Here is a 14,653-nt window from a genome sequence, read left to right as displayed (position 1 = left end):
AGCCTGACCCGGCCCCACCACGAGCGCTAGGGCCTCGCACATGGCCTGTGGATGCGGCACATCAAGACACGAGCACCTGTGGACAACTCGCCCGCCGGATTCACAGGGAGAGCATGTGGACGATCGGTTCCGGCAGCCGGCCGGTCACGGTACGATAAACAACGGTCATCACTAGTTGCGATCGCGTGGATCTCCCACCCGCCTGGCCGACGCGTGATCTGAGCATGGATTCGGAGATTCCTGGTGCGCTTTCGGTTGGCGGGGTCGGCCCTGGTCACGGCATCCCTCGCCGTGTCTCTGGCGTGCGCCACCTCGGCGTCGGCGGCTGACGGCACCTCGACGACCCCCTCCTCTACCACGGTGACCATCCCGGTCGATGCCGGCGACTCCGGAGCCTTGACCCCGGCTGAGCTCCAACGACAGATCGCCCGCGCCGATGCCCTGCGCGCCGAGATCCTCGCCTCCGACAAGAACATTGCCGCGGCGATGACCAAGCTCGACAAGGCCGCCAAGAAGGCCAATAGCGCGCTCGAGGCCTACAGCAACGCCATGAACGATCAGCGCGCCGCGACCCAGGAGGCTCAGACCCAGTCCGAGATCGCCTCGGCTCTCCAGGAGCGCCTCAACACGGCCCGCCAGGACCTGCGCGACTGGGCTGTCTCCGCCTATACCCAGGGCGGACCGCTCGCCGAGTCCCTGACCTATCTCGACGCGCTGTCCAAGGACGCCAGCAAGGCGAGCAACCCGCTCTCCGACCTCAACTACCTGACGGACAACCGCATCCGCACGGTCGATGACCTGCGCGAATACACCATCGCGCAAAAGCTCGCATCGATGCGGGCCGATGCCGCCAAGGACAAGGCCGATGCCGCCGCCAAGTCGGCGACGACCCGCAAGACCGAGGCCAAGAAGGCCGTCGAGCAGCAGAATGCGGACCTGGCCGAGCTGCGCAAAGTCCACCTGGCCCACGTCGAGGAGGCCGGACCGCTCGCCGGGATACTCCTGGGCAGCGGCGACCCCAACGCCATCGATGCCTCCACCCGGCTAACCAAGGCACTCGCAGCCTCCAACATCAGTGTCAAGGACCTGCGTCTCTCGCCGTGCACCGACAAGACGGGCATGTGGTCCAACGGCCAAATCCCGCCGTCCGCCCTGTGCCCCCTGGTCGGGTCGACGGACGAATTCCTGGTCCCCCAGGCGGCTGCCGCCTTCAATGCGATGAGCAAGGCGTATGCCGAGGACACCGGCACGCTGCTGTGCGTCACCGACGGCTACCGCTCGTATGCCGAACAGGTCGCGGTCAAGGCCGCCCGAGGCCCGTGGGCCGCGACGCCCGGCACCAGCGAGCACGGCCTCGGCCGGGCCGTCGACCTGTGCGGCGGCGTGCAGGACTACTCCAGCCCCGCGCATCTGTGGCTGGTCCAGAACGCCGCGCTCTTCGGCTGGTTCCACCCCTCGTGGGCGGCCCAGGGCGGCACGCTGCCCGAGCCCTGGCACTGGGAGTTCGCGGGCTGACGCCCGCAATGCGACGCGCCGGTAACCAAGTACCGCCACTTTTGTCGCAGCGCCTCGGAGTTGTGCCACAGTTCCGGCATGGAATCCGTGGCGGATGCGCCGATCGACACGCCTGACTACGCGGCAAACGCCAAATACATCCGTCCCTGGTTCTGGTACGACTGGGCCAACTCCGCCTTCGTCACCACGATCGGCACCGTGCTCTACGGCCCCTACATCACCAGCATCGCCAAGGCCGCCGCCTGCCCCGGGCAGGACAGCGACCTCGACTGCGCCGTCAACCTGCACGTTCTCGGCATCCCGATCGCCCCGGGCTCGCTTGCGCCCTACACGACGACCTTCGCGACCCTGCTCAGCGCGGTTGTTCTGATCTTCGTCGGCGCGATCGCCGACCGGATGGACCGGCCGGCGCGGTTCCTCGGGGCGTGCGCCTGGCTCGGTGCGCTCTCGGCCGCCGGCCTCTTCTTCGTCACCGGCACGCGCTGGCAACTCGGGGCGATCCTGATGTTGTTCGCCACCGTCTTCCTCGGCTCCTCGCTCGTCGTCTACGACTCGATCCTCAATCAGATCGCCGCGCCCGACGATCGCGACCGCGTCTCATCCAGAGGTTGGGCGCTCGGCTATCTCGGCGGCGGTCTTCTGCTGGCCGTCAATCTGGTCCTTGTCACCATGCACGACACCTTCGGCCTCTCGACCGGTATGGCCGTGCGCATCAGCATGCTGTCGGCCGCCTTGTGGTGGGGACTGTTTGCGATCATCCCCATCAAGGGCATGTGGGATCTGCGCGGCGTCGAGACCCCGGTCGCCGCGCGCAACGAGGGCGCGGTCGCCGGCAGCCTCAAGCAGCTGAGCAGCACCTTTTGCGACCTGCGCGCCCACCACCCGCAGACGATGCTCTTCCTGCTCGCCTATCTCTTCTACAACGACGGCATCCAGACCGTGATCTCCGCCTCGAGCCTCTATGGCGCGGAGGAGCTGAAGTTCGAGCAATCGCAACTGATCGCGCTGATCCTGCTCGTCCAGTTCGTTGCCTTCGGCGGGGCGTTGCTCTTCGGCCGGATCGCCGCGAAACTCGGGGCGTGGCGTACCGTGCTCGGGTCGCTGGGGATCTGGACGATCATCGTCGTCGCTGCCTATTTCGTGCCCGAGAAGGCCTTCATCCCCTTCATCTTGCTCGGGGTGGCGATCGGCATCGTGCTCGGCGGCTCCCAAGCCCTCTCCCGCTCGCTCTACAGCCAACTGGTCCCCAATGGCCGCGAGGCCGAGTACTTCAGCCTCTACCAGGCGATGGAACGCGGGACGAGCTGGTTCGGGACATTGCTCTTCGGCCTCGTCTACCAGCTGACTCACACGTACCGGCTGGCGATCGTGGCCCTGATCATCTTCTTCGTGCTCGGCGGCTTCCTGCTCTCGCGGGTCGATATTCGCGAAGGCATCCGCCAGGCCGGCAACGAACAACCGGCGATCGTCTAAGGACCCTCTCCCACGGCATACGGCAAAGGGCCCGTCACCATCAGGTGACGGGCCCATCTGCCTTCCGGCGGATTGCCGTATGCCGTGTGGGTCAGGCGCTGCGCTTGCTCGGCTTCTCGCCGCGCGCCTCCCGCAGGAGGGTCAGACGCTCCTCCAAGAGCTCTTCGAGCTCGGGGATGGACCGGCGCTCCAGCAGCATGTCCCAGTGGGTGCGAGCCGGCTTGACCGGCTTGCGGTCGGGGGCCTTGCCATCGAGCAGCAGGGCCTCCTCGCCGCAACGGCACTCCCACGTGGCGGGAATCTCGGCCTCAGTGGAGAAGGGCAGCTCTATCCGGTGCTCGGCCGGGCAGACATAGACAACGATCTGGCGCTCGCTGGGGACGACATTCGCCGAGGTCTCCATGCTGAAGGACACCATGCGGCTGCCGCGAAGAGTGCGATCGGCCATTGGGGGTACTCCCTAAATCTGATTCGAAGAAATGCGGTATCGGTGGGTGCGGACACCGTCGTTGCGTGCAACGCCCGGCGGCCCGGTTGTGTTCCGGCGTCAGGTCTTAAGACGCCGTGGCCACCAAAAAGGTTGCGCCCCCGCGCATGCCACGCGGAAAGCAACACGACCGCGTGGTAGCCAACCTTTCTAGTCTAGCGGATCGACGACCTGTCCCTCGACAGTCTCGGTCGCGGCGGGTCGCCGGCCGTCGGGAGCCGGCCCGCTCGAGGCGCCGGGGAATCCAGTCATCAGTCGCGACCGCACCGCGCGCTCCAGGAGGCGCCTCGTCACCGGCCGGGTCATCGGAAGGATGAAGAAGAAGCCGACGATGTCGGTCAGGAAGCCCGGGAAGAGCAGCAGGGTCCCGCCGACGAGGACGAGTGCGGCATCCGCGAGTTCCTTCGCCGGCATCGCGCCGGTGGTCAGGGCCACCTGAAGCGCGCGCCAGGTGCGGGCGCCCTCGTGCCGGATCAGCCAGGCACCGAGCAGGGATTCGAAGACCAGCAGAAAGAAGGTCGGCCAGCCGCCGATGACTTTTCCGACCCCGATCAGCGCGAGGACCTCAAGGATGGGCACCAGGAGGAAGAGCAGGACGAGCCATGAGCGACGGCCGCGGCGGCGGGGGGCCGCGGCATACGGGGTGGCGCCTACAGGTCGTGCCATCGCGGTTCCCGCTGGGTGAGCGCGCGGACCTGTCCGGCCCGGTGTTCCAGGCCCCAGCGAGTGATCCGTTTCAGGGACTCGGAGGCGACGTCCTGGTTCATTTTCGAGTCGCCGATCTCACGTTCGAGGAAGGTGATGGGCACTTCGCGGACGGCCAGACCGGCCCGGACGGCACGCCGGGTCAGGTCGACCTGGAAGCAGTAGCCCTCCGACGCGACACTGTCCAGATCGATGGCATGCAGGGCGGACGCGCGGTATACGCGATAGCCGGCGGTGGCGTCAGAGACGGGCATCCCGAGCAGGACCCGGGTGTAGACATTGCCGCCGACGCTGAGCACCTTGCGACTCAGCGGCCAGTTGACGACCTTGCCACCGCGAACATAACGCGAGCCGATGACGGCGTCGGCGTGCTCCGCGGCCGAGAGCAGGGCCGGGAGGTGCTTGGCCTGGTGCGAACCGTCGGCATCCATCTCGACCAGCGCGTCGTAGCCGCGCTCTAGGCCCCAGGCGAAGCCGGCGAGATAGGCCCGGCCGAGACCTTCCTTGCCAGCCCGGTGCAGCACATGGACGCGGGCATCGGCGGCGGCCAGCTCGTCGGCGACGGCGCCCGTGCCGTCCGGGGAGTTGTCGTCGAGGATGAGGACGTCGGCGTCGGGCGCGTGTTCGCGCACTCCGGCCACGGCGCGCGGGAGGTTCTCGCGCTCGTTGTAGGTCGGGATGCAGACCAGCACGCGGGTGATCGGGCCGCGGGCGGGCGAGGTGTGCTCAGGCACCGACGAGTTCCTTAGAGACGGCGGGTGGTGCGGGGGTCGAACCATTATCGTGACTGCGGGTCATGGTCCGGCCAAAGGCGACGAACAGACCGGCGAGGGCAAGATATTCCGGCAGGCCCCCGATCCGGTCGGCCACCGTGAGACCAGACAGCAGTGGCACTGCCTCGACCTGGGTTGCCTGCGTGAACAACGTGGTCAGCGGCCCGCTGGTTCCGTCGGGGGCGACGAAGCCGCTCACGCCGACTGTGGAGACGTGCACGACGGCCCGGCCGTGTTCGATGGCACGGATCCGGCTGATCGCGTACTGCTGCTCGGACTCGTCGGTGAAGCCGAAGGTCGCGTTATTGGTCTGGACGACCAAGACGCTGGGCAGGCTGGCGTTGTGCGTGACCGCCGCGCGGATCAGGCCGTCGTAGGCGACCTCGAAGCAGATCGTCGGCAGCGCGGCGAAGGTCTGCCCGGCCTTGGTCGCGACCTCGAAGTAGCCGATCTCGGTCCCCGTTGCCATGCCGGCCCGCACCAGATCGACCTTGTCGCTGAAGTGGCGAAAGAAGTCGCGATAGGGCACATACTCAGCGAACGGCACGGGATGTTGTTTGACATAGCGCTCCGGATCGACGACACCCGGCCGGTAGAGCAGGGAGGCGTTGGAGACGTAGGGCTCCGGCTCCTCGAGGATCGCGCCCACGAGCAGGGGCGCCTGAATGGCGTTCTGCGCGGCGATGATCTCGGCAGCCGCGTCGGGGTTGCGCAAAGGATCGATGTCGACGGCGTTCTCGGGCCAGACGACCAGGTCGGGACGCACCCCGCTGGCGGCCAGCGTCTCGGTCGCGCGGGCATGCAGGTCGAGCACCGCGCGCCGCTCGGAGTTGAAGTCGAGGCCGGGCTTGGGGACATTGCCCTGGACGAGCGCGATTTCCGCGGTCGGCGCCCCCGCCGTCGTGGGCAACGGGATGAGCAGCGAGCCGAGCGCCAGGGCCGCCACCCCCGCGATCGATGCAACCGCCGGCAGCGGCCGGCGAGTGACCAGCGCCGCGCGCGCCACGGCATACGTCAGGACACCGATGGTGGCAACGGCGGCGGTGAGCAGCGGCGCGCCGCCGAGAGCGGCGAGGTTGCGGATCGGCGAGTCAGCCTGCGAGAACGCCAGGCGCGCCCACGGGAAGCCGCCGAAGGGCGTCGTGCCGCGCGCCCACTCCCCCACGACCCAGGCCAGGGGCACGACCGCGTATGCCGCGACGTCCCGTCCGCGAGCGACCAGCCGTCGCTGCAGCCACCCGACGACGCCGACCATGACCGCGATATAGAGGGCTTCGAGGGTGGCGAGCGCGAGCCACGGCAGCGGGCCGACATAGATCCCGGACCAGGCCAGCGTGGGGACGAAGTAGGCCCACCCGGCGAGCAGCCCGATCAGCAGGCCCCACCGGAATCCAGCCGCCCAGCCGGCGGCGGCGAGGAGCGCGCAACCGAGCCACGCGGCATACCACTGGTTGTTACCGGGGAGGGCGAGCCAGATGGCGAGCCCGGCGGCGAACGCGAGGAGGAGCCGCGCGGGGAGCAGGAGCTCGTGGGGTCGGCGACGCACGCGCTAACGGTACGCGCCCCGCCGTCCCGTCAGGGGCGCGGCGGGACGACGACCACGCCGCGAGCCGTGGTGGCGACGATCGGTGGGTCGAGCAGGTCGGCCGCGGACTCGCCGCGCTCGGGGGTGCCGCGAGCGATCACGCGGACCTCGAAGGTCATCTCCCGGCTGCGAGTGCCCGCGCGCACGAGTCGCGCTTCGATCTCGATGCAGTCCCCCGCCCGGACCGGGGCCGTGAACTGGACATCCGAATAGGACGCGAAGAGCCCCTCATCGCCGTCGGTGCGGATGCACATCTCAGTGGCGACATCGCCGAAGGCGGCCAGTGAATAGGCGCCGTCGACGAGGTTCCCGGCGTAATGGGCGTGGCTGTACGGCACGTACCGGCGGTGGACGACGGTGGTGCCCACCTCGGGTTTGCCGGCTGGGGAGCTGGTCATGACGCCGCCTTGGTGGTGGTGCCGACCCGGGTCGCCGGGTCGACGAGGGCGTGGACGAGATAGGAGGCGACCTCGCCGGGGGTGGTGCCGCGGCCGAAGATCCGATCGACGCCGAGCACGCCGGCGGAGCCCTCCTCGAATCGCGGGCCGCCGACGATCAGATGCGGGACCTTGCCCGCCGGGAAGGCCTCACGGAAGGCGGCGCTCATCGCCGTCGTGTTGTGGATGTGCGCGTCCTTCTGGGTGACGACCTGCGAGACGAGGACGGCGTCGGCTTTGAGCTCGCGGGCGCTCTCGACGAGCTCGGGGATGGCCAGTTGCGCGCCAAGATTGTGCACCGACAGCTCGCGGTAGTACTCCAGGCCCTTTTCCCCCGCGAACCCCTTGATATTGAGGATCGCGTCGATCCCGACGGTGTGGGCGTCGGTGCCGATGCAGCCGCCGACGATCACCAACTTGCGCCGCAGGTGCTTCTTGACGGCCGCGTTGACCTCCTTGGACGACAGCAGCTCGAACTCGCGCTCGACGATGTCGATGGCGCTGATGTCGACCAGGTGCTTGACCGGGCCATAGACCACGAAGAACGTGAAGTCGGGACCGATCGCCTTGGCGTGGACCAGGAGCGCCGGTTCGATGCCCATCGCCATCGCCATCCGCACGGCGGCGCCCTCCGCGCGCTTGTCGTGCGGCAGCGGGAGGGTGAAGGAAAGCTGCACCATCCCATCGCCGGTCGTGTCGCCATACGGCCGCACGATCGGGCCGGGCGTCTTGATCGACAACTCGCCCGGGAGCGCATTCTCCCGGCGGCGGCGCGCCTCGTGCGCGTCATTGCGGCGGTTCATCGGGTCTCCCCCGTTTCCAGCAGGTCAATGGCGGGATTGTCGTATGCCGCAGCCTTGCGCACCACACCGTCCAGGCCTTTGCCCTTGGTCGCCGGCCGCTTCATGGCACCGAAGGTGCCGTCGGCGATGGCGGCGAGCAGCGGCGGGTCCGAGGTGGTGCTGTCGCCGACGATCGAATCGAGCAGGTCGATCGAATCGGCGAGCACCTGACGCGCTCGCGTCTGGATGAAGCCGTCGCGAGGCGGGTGGAAATCCTCGGTCAGACCACCCGCGGCGTTCAAGACATAGCGGACGTTCTGCAGGGCCAGATCACGATCCGAAATCCACGGTGTCACAACGGCTTCGGTCATCATGCCGACCAGCAGGATGCCCTGACCGGTCATCGCTCCGGCGAGGTTGAAGAAGCCGTCGAGCAAGTAGCCGCGGAAGATGTCGCCGGTCATGTGTTTGGTGGGCGGCATCCACTTCAGCGGCGCGTCGGGGAAGAGTTGCCGCGCGAGCAGAGCGTGCGCGAGCTCGAGCCGGAAGCTGTCGGGGATCGACGGGTCGATCTCGAAGGCGTGACCGAGGCCAAGTTGCCAGTCCGCGAGCCCGGCCTCCTTCGCGAAGTACTCGTTGAGCAGTTGGCTGACGGTCACCGTGTGGGCCGCTTCGACGGCGTCGGCGGTGGTCAGGTAGTTGTCCTCGCCGGTGTTGATGATGATGCCGGCGCGGGCGTGGATCTGACGCGAAAAGCGTTGGTCGACAAAGGTTCTGATCGGGTTTATGTCGCGGAAGAGGATGCCGTACATCGAGTCGTTGAGCATCATGTCCAGGCGCTCGAGCCCGGCGAGGGTGGCGATCTCGGGCATGCACAGGCCGCTGGCATAGTTGGTCAGCCGGATGTAGCGGCCCAACTCCTTGCTCGTCTCATCGAGCGCCGCCCGCATCAGGCGGAAGTTCTCTTGAGTCGCATACGTGCCGGCATAGCCCTCGCGGGTCGCGCCCTCGGGGACGAAGTCGAGCAGGCTCTGCCCGGTGCTGCGGATGACGGCGATGATGTCGGCGCCCTCGCGCGCGGCGGCCTGGGCCTGCGGGATGTCCTCGTAGATGTCGCCGGTCGCGACGATGAGATAGATCCACGGCTTCTGCGTCGGATCCCCATGGCGCGCAATGAGTTTGTCGCGTGTCTTACGCTGCGCGTCGATGGTCCGTATGCCGCGGGCGACCGCGAAGCGGGCCTGCTTGCGGGCCGTCGTGGCCGCCTTGCCCTCGGGCTGGCGGAAGGTGGCCGCGCCACCCGCGGCCTTCTGCGCGAGGGTGAGCAGATCGGGCGCCTCGCCGCGGATCAGTGCGTCCCAGACGGGGGTCGTCACGCCGTGCTCGAGGCCGACCTGCGCGCGGACCGAGTCGAGCAGGTGGTTGACCCAAGGCACGTTCTCGTGGTCGGCGCCGGAGAGTCCAGCCAGTCGAAGGGTCGCTCGCTCCACCGACACGGTCGTATGCCGCTTGGCCAAGTTCACGACCGGCCGCCCGGCCTTGCGCGCGCGGGACCGGGCGTACTTCACCTGGGTGGGGTCGAGTTCGAGGACACCGTTGTCGCGTAAGACCACGCGTTCAGCATAGCGCCGGCCGCAATTCCTCCGGCTCGGCATGATGATGCCCGCAAAGTTGTCGGTTGCCGTCGGTCTATGCTCCCGATTCGTCGGCCTCCTAGGGTGTGGGGGTGGACCCGCACCCCGTGACCGGCGAGCTTTTCGACTCCCCGGTTCCGCCTGGCGCGGGCTGGCCCGGGGACCCGGCCACGCGGCATACGGCCATCGCGCGGAGCGCGCGGGAAGTCGCCGAACTCGCCGCGGGCGCGGCGACCCTCGACCACCTCGCTGCCGGGATCTCCGTATGCCGTGCCTGCCCCCGCCTGGTGGCCTGGCGCGAGGACGTCGCGCGCACGGGACGCCGCAAGTCCTTTGCGGCGCAGCCCTATTGGGGGCGCCCCGTGCCGTCCTTCGGCGATCCCGAAGCGCCGCTGCTGATCGTCGGCCTGGCGCCGGCGGCCAATGGCGCCAACCGGACAGGACGGGTCTTCACGGGCGATCCCTCTGGTGACTTCCTCTTCGCCGCCCTGCACCGGACCGGCTTCGCCAACCAGCCCACCTCCGAGGCGGCGGGCGACGGCCTGGGGCTGACTGGCGCACGGATCATCGCCTCAGTGCGCTGTGCGCCGCCGGCCAATGCGCCGACACCACAGGAAAGGCTGACCTGCCGCCCATGGCTGGCGCGCGAACTCGAACTATCGGCGCGCCACCTGCGCGCGATCCTCGCGCTCGGTGCCGTCGGCTGGCAGGCGACGCTCACCGCCCTGGGCGAACTTGGCTGGGAGGTCCCGCGCCCGCTGCCGAAGTTCGCCCATGGCGCTCGCGTCCAGGTGACCTCGCCGGCCGGCGACGAGGTCACCCTGGTCGGCTGCTATCACGTCAGCCCGCACAACACGTACACCGGCCGCCTGACCCCGCAGATGCTCGACGACGTCCTGGCGTCGTTAGGCCCCTGAGCCCCACGTCCAGTCTGCGATATCGGGCATGTCGGCCAGGTGCTCGCGGATATAGGTCTCGTGCTCGGCGAGCCGGCGATCGCACAACTGGACCAGGCTGTTCCAGCCCGCGGTGCGGCGGGTGGAGCGGCGCAGGGCCTCTTTGGCGAGGTGGAAGCGGCTCATCTTGTTGAGCACGACCATATCGAAAGGCGTTGTCGTGGTGCCTTGTTCGTTGAAGCCGCGCACGTGGAAGCGCCCCGGGTTGGTCCGGCCGTGCACCAGTTGATGGATCGCCCGCGGGTAGCCGTGGAAGGCGAAGACCACGTGGGTGTCGGTCGTGAACAGATCGTCGAACTGGGTGTCGGTGAAGCCGTGCGGGTGGTCGTTCTCCGGCAGCAGCGCCATCAGGTCGACGACATTGACGAACTTCACCCGCAGGTCCGGGACGTGATTGCGCAGCAACTCGGTGGCGGCCAGGGCTTCCTGGGTCGGGACATCTCCGGCGCACGCGATCACGATGTCCGGCTTGCCGCTCTCGTCGAGATTCGAGGCCCAGGCCCACTCCCCCGCGCCGGCCGCGCAGTGATCGTGCGCCTCTTCCAAGGTCAGGTATTGCAGGTGCTTCTGCTTGTCGACGACGATCAGGTTGACGTGGTCCTTGGACTGGAAGCAGTGGTCCGCGATCGAGAGGCTGGTGTTCGCGTCCGGCGGCAGCCATACGCGCACCACATCGGGCGCGAGCGGGATGAGGCAGTCGATCAGCCCCGGGCCCTGGTGCGAGAAGCCGTTGTGGTCGTTGCGCCAACAGGTCGACGTCAACAAAATGTTGAGCGAGGCAACCGAGTCGCGCCACCGCAGCGTCTGGGCGTGCTGCAGCCACTTCACGTGCTGGATCGCCATCGACGCCGACACCATCGCGAACGCCTCGTAGGTCGCGAACATCCCGTGCCGCCCGCTGAGCAGGTAGCCCTCCAGCCAACCCTGACACAGGTGCTCGGAGAGCACCTCCATGACGCGGCCGTCCGGTCCTAGCCGCTGGTCAGTCGGTTCGGCCGGGCCCATGAAGCATCGGTCGGTGACCTCGAAGACGGACTGCAGCCGGTTGCTCGCCGTCTCATCGGGGCAGAAGAGCCGGAAGGTCCCGCCGCCGTCCGGTCGCCGGTCGGCCGCATAGATGTCCCGCATCAACTCGCCGGTGGACTTGGTGTTCTCGAACCACACCGCGCCGCGGTTGTCGCCGACCTCCACCTCGTAGGCCGAGAGGTCGAGGCTCGGCAGATCGCGCAGCAGCTTGCCGCCATTGGCGTATGCCGTGGCCGACATCCGCTTCTCACCGTCCGGCGCGAGCGCCGCGAGCTCCGGCACGAGCCGGCCGCTCTCGTCGAACTGTTCGTCGGGCTGGTAGGAGTGCAGCCAGCCTTCGAGGATCGCCAGGTGCTCGGGGTTGTCGACAACCCCGGAGAGCGGGACCTGGTGGCTGAGGTTGGTGCCTTCGACCTGGACGCCGTCGACCTCGTGCGGTCCGGTCCAGCCCTTTGGCGTGCGCAGCACGATGGCCGGCCAGGTGTAGCGCTTGCTCGGGCTGGCCCCGTCGAGTGACTCCTCCGAGCGAGCTTCGGCACGCATCGCGAGAATGTCGCGCTGGGCGCCGGCGAGGGCGGCATACAGATCGCTGAAGACTTGGCGCGGGTCGTCACCCTCGACGAAGACCGGGTCCCAGCCCTGGCCACGCAGGTAGGCGGCCACGTCCTCATCGCTGGTGCGGCCCAGGACAGTCGGGCCGGCGATCTTGTAGCCGTTGAGATGAATGATCGGGATGACCGCGCCGTCGCGGCGTGGGTTGAGGAAGTTCGGCAGCCGCCAGGACGCGGACAGCGGGCCCGTCTCCGACTCGCCGTCGCCGATGACGCAGGCCACGAACAGGTCGGGGTGATCCATCGCCGCTCCCCCCGCGTGGATCAGCGCGTAGCCGAGCTCGCCACCCTCGTGGATAGATCCGGGGGTCTGGACGCTGACGTGGCTGGGAATGCCTCCGGGAGAGGAGAACTGGCGGCACAGGCGACGGATACCGGCGGCGTCCGGGCCAACGCGCGGGTAGATCTCGGAGTAGGTGCCCTCGAGCCAGCCGGTGGCCACCAGCGCGGGGCCACCGTGACCGGGCCCGGTGATGTAGAGCCAGTCAGTGTCGGTGGCTTTGATGATCCGGTTCAGGATGGTGTAGATCATCGACAGGCCCGGGCTGGTCCCCCAGTGACCGAGCAACCGGGGCTTGATGTGCTCGGGCCGCAGTGGCTCGCGGACCAGGACGTTGTCCTGCAGATAGATCTGCCCCACCGTCAGATAGTTCGCGGCCTTCCACCACCGCAGGTCGAGGTCGAGTTCGGCGTCGGCATAGGTGCCCAGTGTGTCGGTGTTCCCCATGCCTTCATCTAAACGAGGTGGCGACGAGCAGGCAACTGTGCCTTGCCTGACTTTGCGGGAACTCCGCGTGAACTTGACGGGGGCAGAGCGCTGCGTTAGCGGTCCGAATAGGACAGGGTTGGTCCATGCCGAGCACCGACTACGAACAGGACACTTCGACCGGCTTCGGGCCCCTCCGGATCAAAGCGCGCGGCCGTGCGGTGATGACCAACCCGACCACCAACCGGGGCACGGCCTTCACTGTCGAGCAGCGCCGTGAGTTGGGCATCGTCGGCCTGGTCCCGACTCGAGTGACCAACCTGGAGAACCAGGTGCGCCGGGTCTACGAGCAATACCAGCGCACGACAACGATGTTGGGGCGCTATCTCCACCTGGCCGGCGTGCGCGATCGCAACGAGGTGCTCTTCTATCGCCTACTGACCAGCAATATCGAGGAGATGCTCCCGGTCATCTACACGCCCACCATCGGTGAGGCGATCGAGCGCTTCAGCCACGAGTTCTCGCGCCCGCGTGGGGTGTTTCTCTCGATCGACCAGCCCGAGTTGATGGTGGATTCCTTCCTCAACTTCGGCCTCAACCCCGACGAGGTCGACCTGGTCGTGGTCACCGACTCCGAAGGCATCCTCGGCATCGGCGACCAGGGCATCGGCGGCATCCAGATCGCGATCGGCAAGCTGTCGGTCTACACCGCGGCCGCCGGGGTCCACCCGCGCCGCTGCATCCCGGTGGTGCTCGACGTGGGGACAGACAACCTCGGTCTGCTGTCCTCGGAGATGTATCTCGGCGAGCGGCACGCGCGGGTCCGCGGCGACAAGTACGACGAATTCCTTGCCCTCTTCGTGAGCACGGTCAAGGACCTCTTCCCCAACGCGATGCTGCACTGGGAGGACTTCGGCACCACCAACGCCCACCGGCTGCTGACGACCTATCGCGAGGAGATCTGCACCTTCAACGACGACATCCAGGGCACCGCGGCCGTCGTGCTTGCGGCCATCCTCGCCGGCGTCGATGTCACCGGACTCGAGCTCGACGATCACCGGGTCTGCGTCTTCGGCGCGGGCAGCGCCGGCATCGGGATCGCCAACCTGATCCGCGACACCATGCTGCGCACCGGGGCCTCGGAGACCGAGGAGGAGGCCTACTCCCGGTTCTATGCCATCGGCATCAACGGCCTCTATGTGGACGACCAGCCAGAACTCATGCCCTTCCAACGTCCGTATGCCCGCGCCCGCGCCGACCTCGCGGACTGGGCCGTTGCCGACCCGAACCACATCACCCTCGCCGATGTCATCCGCAATGCCCGCCCGACCATCCTGATCGGGACCTCCACCCGGGGTGGGGCCTTCACGCGTGCGATCGTCGAGGAGATGGCCAGCTACTGCGCCCGGCCGATCATCTTCCCCTTGTCCAACCCGACCAGCCGCGCCGAGGCCACGCCGGCCGACCTGCTCACCTGGACCGACGGCCGCGCCCTGGTGGCCACCGGCAGCCCCTTCGGGCCGGTCGATCACGACGGGGTTCGCTACACGATCGCCCAAGCCAATAACGCTCTGATCTTCCCCGGCCTCGGTCTCGGAGTCGCGACCTGTCAGGCAACCCGCATCAGTGACGGGATGATCGCCGCGGCCGCCGAGGCGCTGGCCGGCATGGTCAACGCCTATCGCCAGGGCGCCCCTCTGCTGCCGACGATCAGTGCCCTGCGCACGGTGTCGGCGACGGTGGCTGTGGCCGTCGCTCAGCAGGCGGCCGCCGAAGGCCTGGCCCGCAACCCGCTGACCGACCCGATCCAGCAGATCTACGAACGCATGTGGCAGCCCGTGTATCCCGAGATCGAAGCCATCTAGAGAACCCCACGAAGTTCTCCGCTCCTTCGGCCCACGCAGAGCATGGGACCCAGCTCCGATACTTCGCGAGGACCCCGAGCCCGTCGGCGTCAGGACGC

General features: G+C 68.1%; 12 protein-coding genes. 4 read left to right on the top strand and 8 right to left on the bottom strand.

All coding sequences use genetic code 11. From position 1 onward, the window contains the following. Positions 1–243: 243 nt before the first annotated feature. Both PKH97_RS03140 and PKH97_RS03135 read left to right on the top strand, forming a co-directional pair. Positions 244–1,515 (top strand): D-alanyl-D-alanine carboxypeptidase family protein, encoded by a 1,272-nt coding sequence (locus PKH97_RS03140; protein WP_324385948.1) that lies wholly within the window; start codon positions 244–246, stop codon positions 1,513–1,515. A gap of 78 nt (positions 1,516–1,593) precedes the next feature. Next, positions 1,594–2,988 carry an MFS transporter gene (locus tag PKH97_RS03135; RefSeq protein WP_324385947.1) on the top strand — a complete coding sequence of 465 codons (1,395 nt, stop codon included), beginning with the start codon at positions 1,594–1,596 and terminating at the stop codon, positions 2,986–2,988. 91 nt (positions 2,989–3,079) lie between these two features. Here the strand turns inward: PKH97_RS03135 and PKH97_RS03130 are convergent, their stop codons facing one another. The 7 genes from PKH97_RS03130 to PKH97_RS03100 all read right to left on the bottom strand — a co-directional run bounded on the left by PKH97_RS03130 (position 3,080) and on the right by PKH97_RS03100 (position 9,370). Beyond that, on the bottom strand, positions 3,080–3,436 hold the full coding sequence (locus tag PKH97_RS03130; protein ID WP_324385946.1) for an RNA polymerase-binding protein RbpA: 357 nt from the start codon (positions 3,434–3,436) through the stop codon (positions 3,080–3,082). Between the two features lie 189 nt (positions 3,437–3,625). Continuing rightward, positions 3,626–4,141 (bottom strand): FxsA family protein, encoded by a 516-nt coding sequence (locus PKH97_RS03125; protein ID WP_324385945.1) that lies wholly within the window; start codon positions 4,139–4,141, stop codon positions 3,626–3,628. Then, on the bottom strand, positions 4,126–4,914 hold the full coding sequence (locus tag PKH97_RS03120) for a polyprenol monophosphomannose synthase (RefSeq protein ID WP_324385944.1): 789 nt from the start codon (positions 4,912–4,914) through the stop codon (positions 4,126–4,128). Before PKH97_RS03120 ends, PKH97_RS03125 begins: the two co-directional genes overlap by 16 nt. After that, positions 4,907–6,499, bottom strand: coding sequence for an apolipoprotein N-acyltransferase (lnt, locus tag PKH97_RS03115; RefSeq protein WP_324385943.1), 1,593 nt, complete (start codon positions 6,497–6,499; stop codon positions 4,907–4,909). The genes PKH97_RS03120 and lnt overlap by 8 nt, the downstream gene beginning before the upstream one ends. 29 nt (positions 6,500–6,528) lie before the next feature. Beyond that, on the bottom strand, positions 6,529–6,936 hold the full coding sequence (locus PKH97_RS03110) for a hotdog domain-containing protein (protein WP_324385942.1): 408 nt from the start codon (positions 6,934–6,936) through the stop codon (positions 6,529–6,531). Beyond that, positions 6,933–7,778 carry an OAM dimerization domain-containing protein gene (locus PKH97_RS03105; RefSeq protein WP_324385941.1) on the bottom strand — a complete coding sequence of 282 codons (846 nt, stop codon included), beginning with the start codon at positions 7,776–7,778 and terminating at the stop codon, positions 6,933–6,935. The genes PKH97_RS03110 and PKH97_RS03105 overlap by 4 nt, the downstream gene beginning before the upstream one ends. Beyond that, a complete protein-coding gene (locus tag PKH97_RS03100; RefSeq protein ID WP_324385940.1) occupies positions 7,775–9,370 on the bottom strand; it encodes a lysine 5,6-aminomutase subunit alpha in 1,596 nt (531 codons plus the stop codon). Before PKH97_RS03100 ends, PKH97_RS03105 begins: the two co-directional genes overlap by 4 nt. Positions 9,371–9,483: 113 nt before the next feature. On the opposite strand from PKH97_RS03100, the gene PKH97_RS03095 reads away from it, so the two are divergent. Next, a complete protein-coding gene (locus PKH97_RS03095) occupies positions 9,484–10,308 on the top strand; it encodes a uracil-DNA glycosylase (RefSeq protein ID WP_324385939.1) in 825 nt (274 codons plus the stop codon). On the opposite strand, the gene PKH97_RS03090 is transcribed toward PKH97_RS03095, so the two are convergent. Then, positions 10,297–12,711, bottom strand: coding sequence for a phosphoketolase family protein (locus PKH97_RS03090; RefSeq protein WP_324385938.1), 2,415 nt, complete (start codon positions 12,709–12,711; stop codon positions 10,297–10,299). The two genes, PKH97_RS03095 and PKH97_RS03090, sit on opposite strands and share 12 nt — an antisense overlap. 125 nt (positions 12,712–12,836) lie before the next feature. Between PKH97_RS03090 and PKH97_RS03085 the strand changes: the two genes are divergently transcribed. Then, positions 12,837–14,555, top strand: a complete 1,719-nt coding sequence (locus PKH97_RS03085) for an NAD-dependent malic enzyme (protein WP_324385937.1) — start codon at positions 12,837–12,839, stop codon at positions 14,553–14,555. Positions 14,556–14,653: the final 98 nt, after the last annotated feature.

Source organism: Nostocoides sp., from assembly GCF_035343835.1.
Taxonomy (GTDB): Bacteria; Actinomycetota; Actinomycetes; order Actinomycetales; family Dermatophilaceae; genus Nostocoides_A; species Nostocoides_A vanveenii.
This window is presented reverse-complemented; position numbering and strand designations above follow the sequence as displayed.

Bases quoted from the DNA above. Each gene is read 5' to 3' on its own strand.
- PKH97_RS03130 (WP_324385946.1), bottom strand. From the start codon at position 3,436: ATGGCCGATCGCACTCTTCGCGGCAGCCGCATGGTGTCCTTCAGCATG.
- PKH97_RS03085 (WP_324385937.1), top strand. From the start codon at position 12,837: ATGCCGAGCACCGACTACGAACAGGACACTTCGACCGGCTTCGGGCCC.
- PKH97_RS03135 (WP_324385947.1), top strand. From the start codon at position 1,594: ATGGAATCCGTGGCGGATGCGCCGATCGACACGCCTGACTACGCGGCA.
- PKH97_RS03110 (WP_324385942.1), bottom strand. From the start codon at position 6,936: ATGACCAGCTCCCCAGCCGGCAAACCCGAGGTGGGCACCACCGTCGTC.
- PKH97_RS03090 (WP_324385938.1), bottom strand. From the start codon at position 12,711: ATGGGGAACACCGACACACTGGGCACCTATGCCGACGCCGAACTCGAC.
- PKH97_RS03105 (WP_324385941.1), bottom strand. From the start codon at position 7,778: ATGAACCGCCGCAATGACGCGCACGAGGCGCGCCGCCGCCGGGAGAAT.
- PKH97_RS03125 (WP_324385945.1), bottom strand. From the start codon at position 4,141: ATGGCACGACCTGTAGGCGCCACCCCGTATGCCGCGGCCCCCCGCCGC.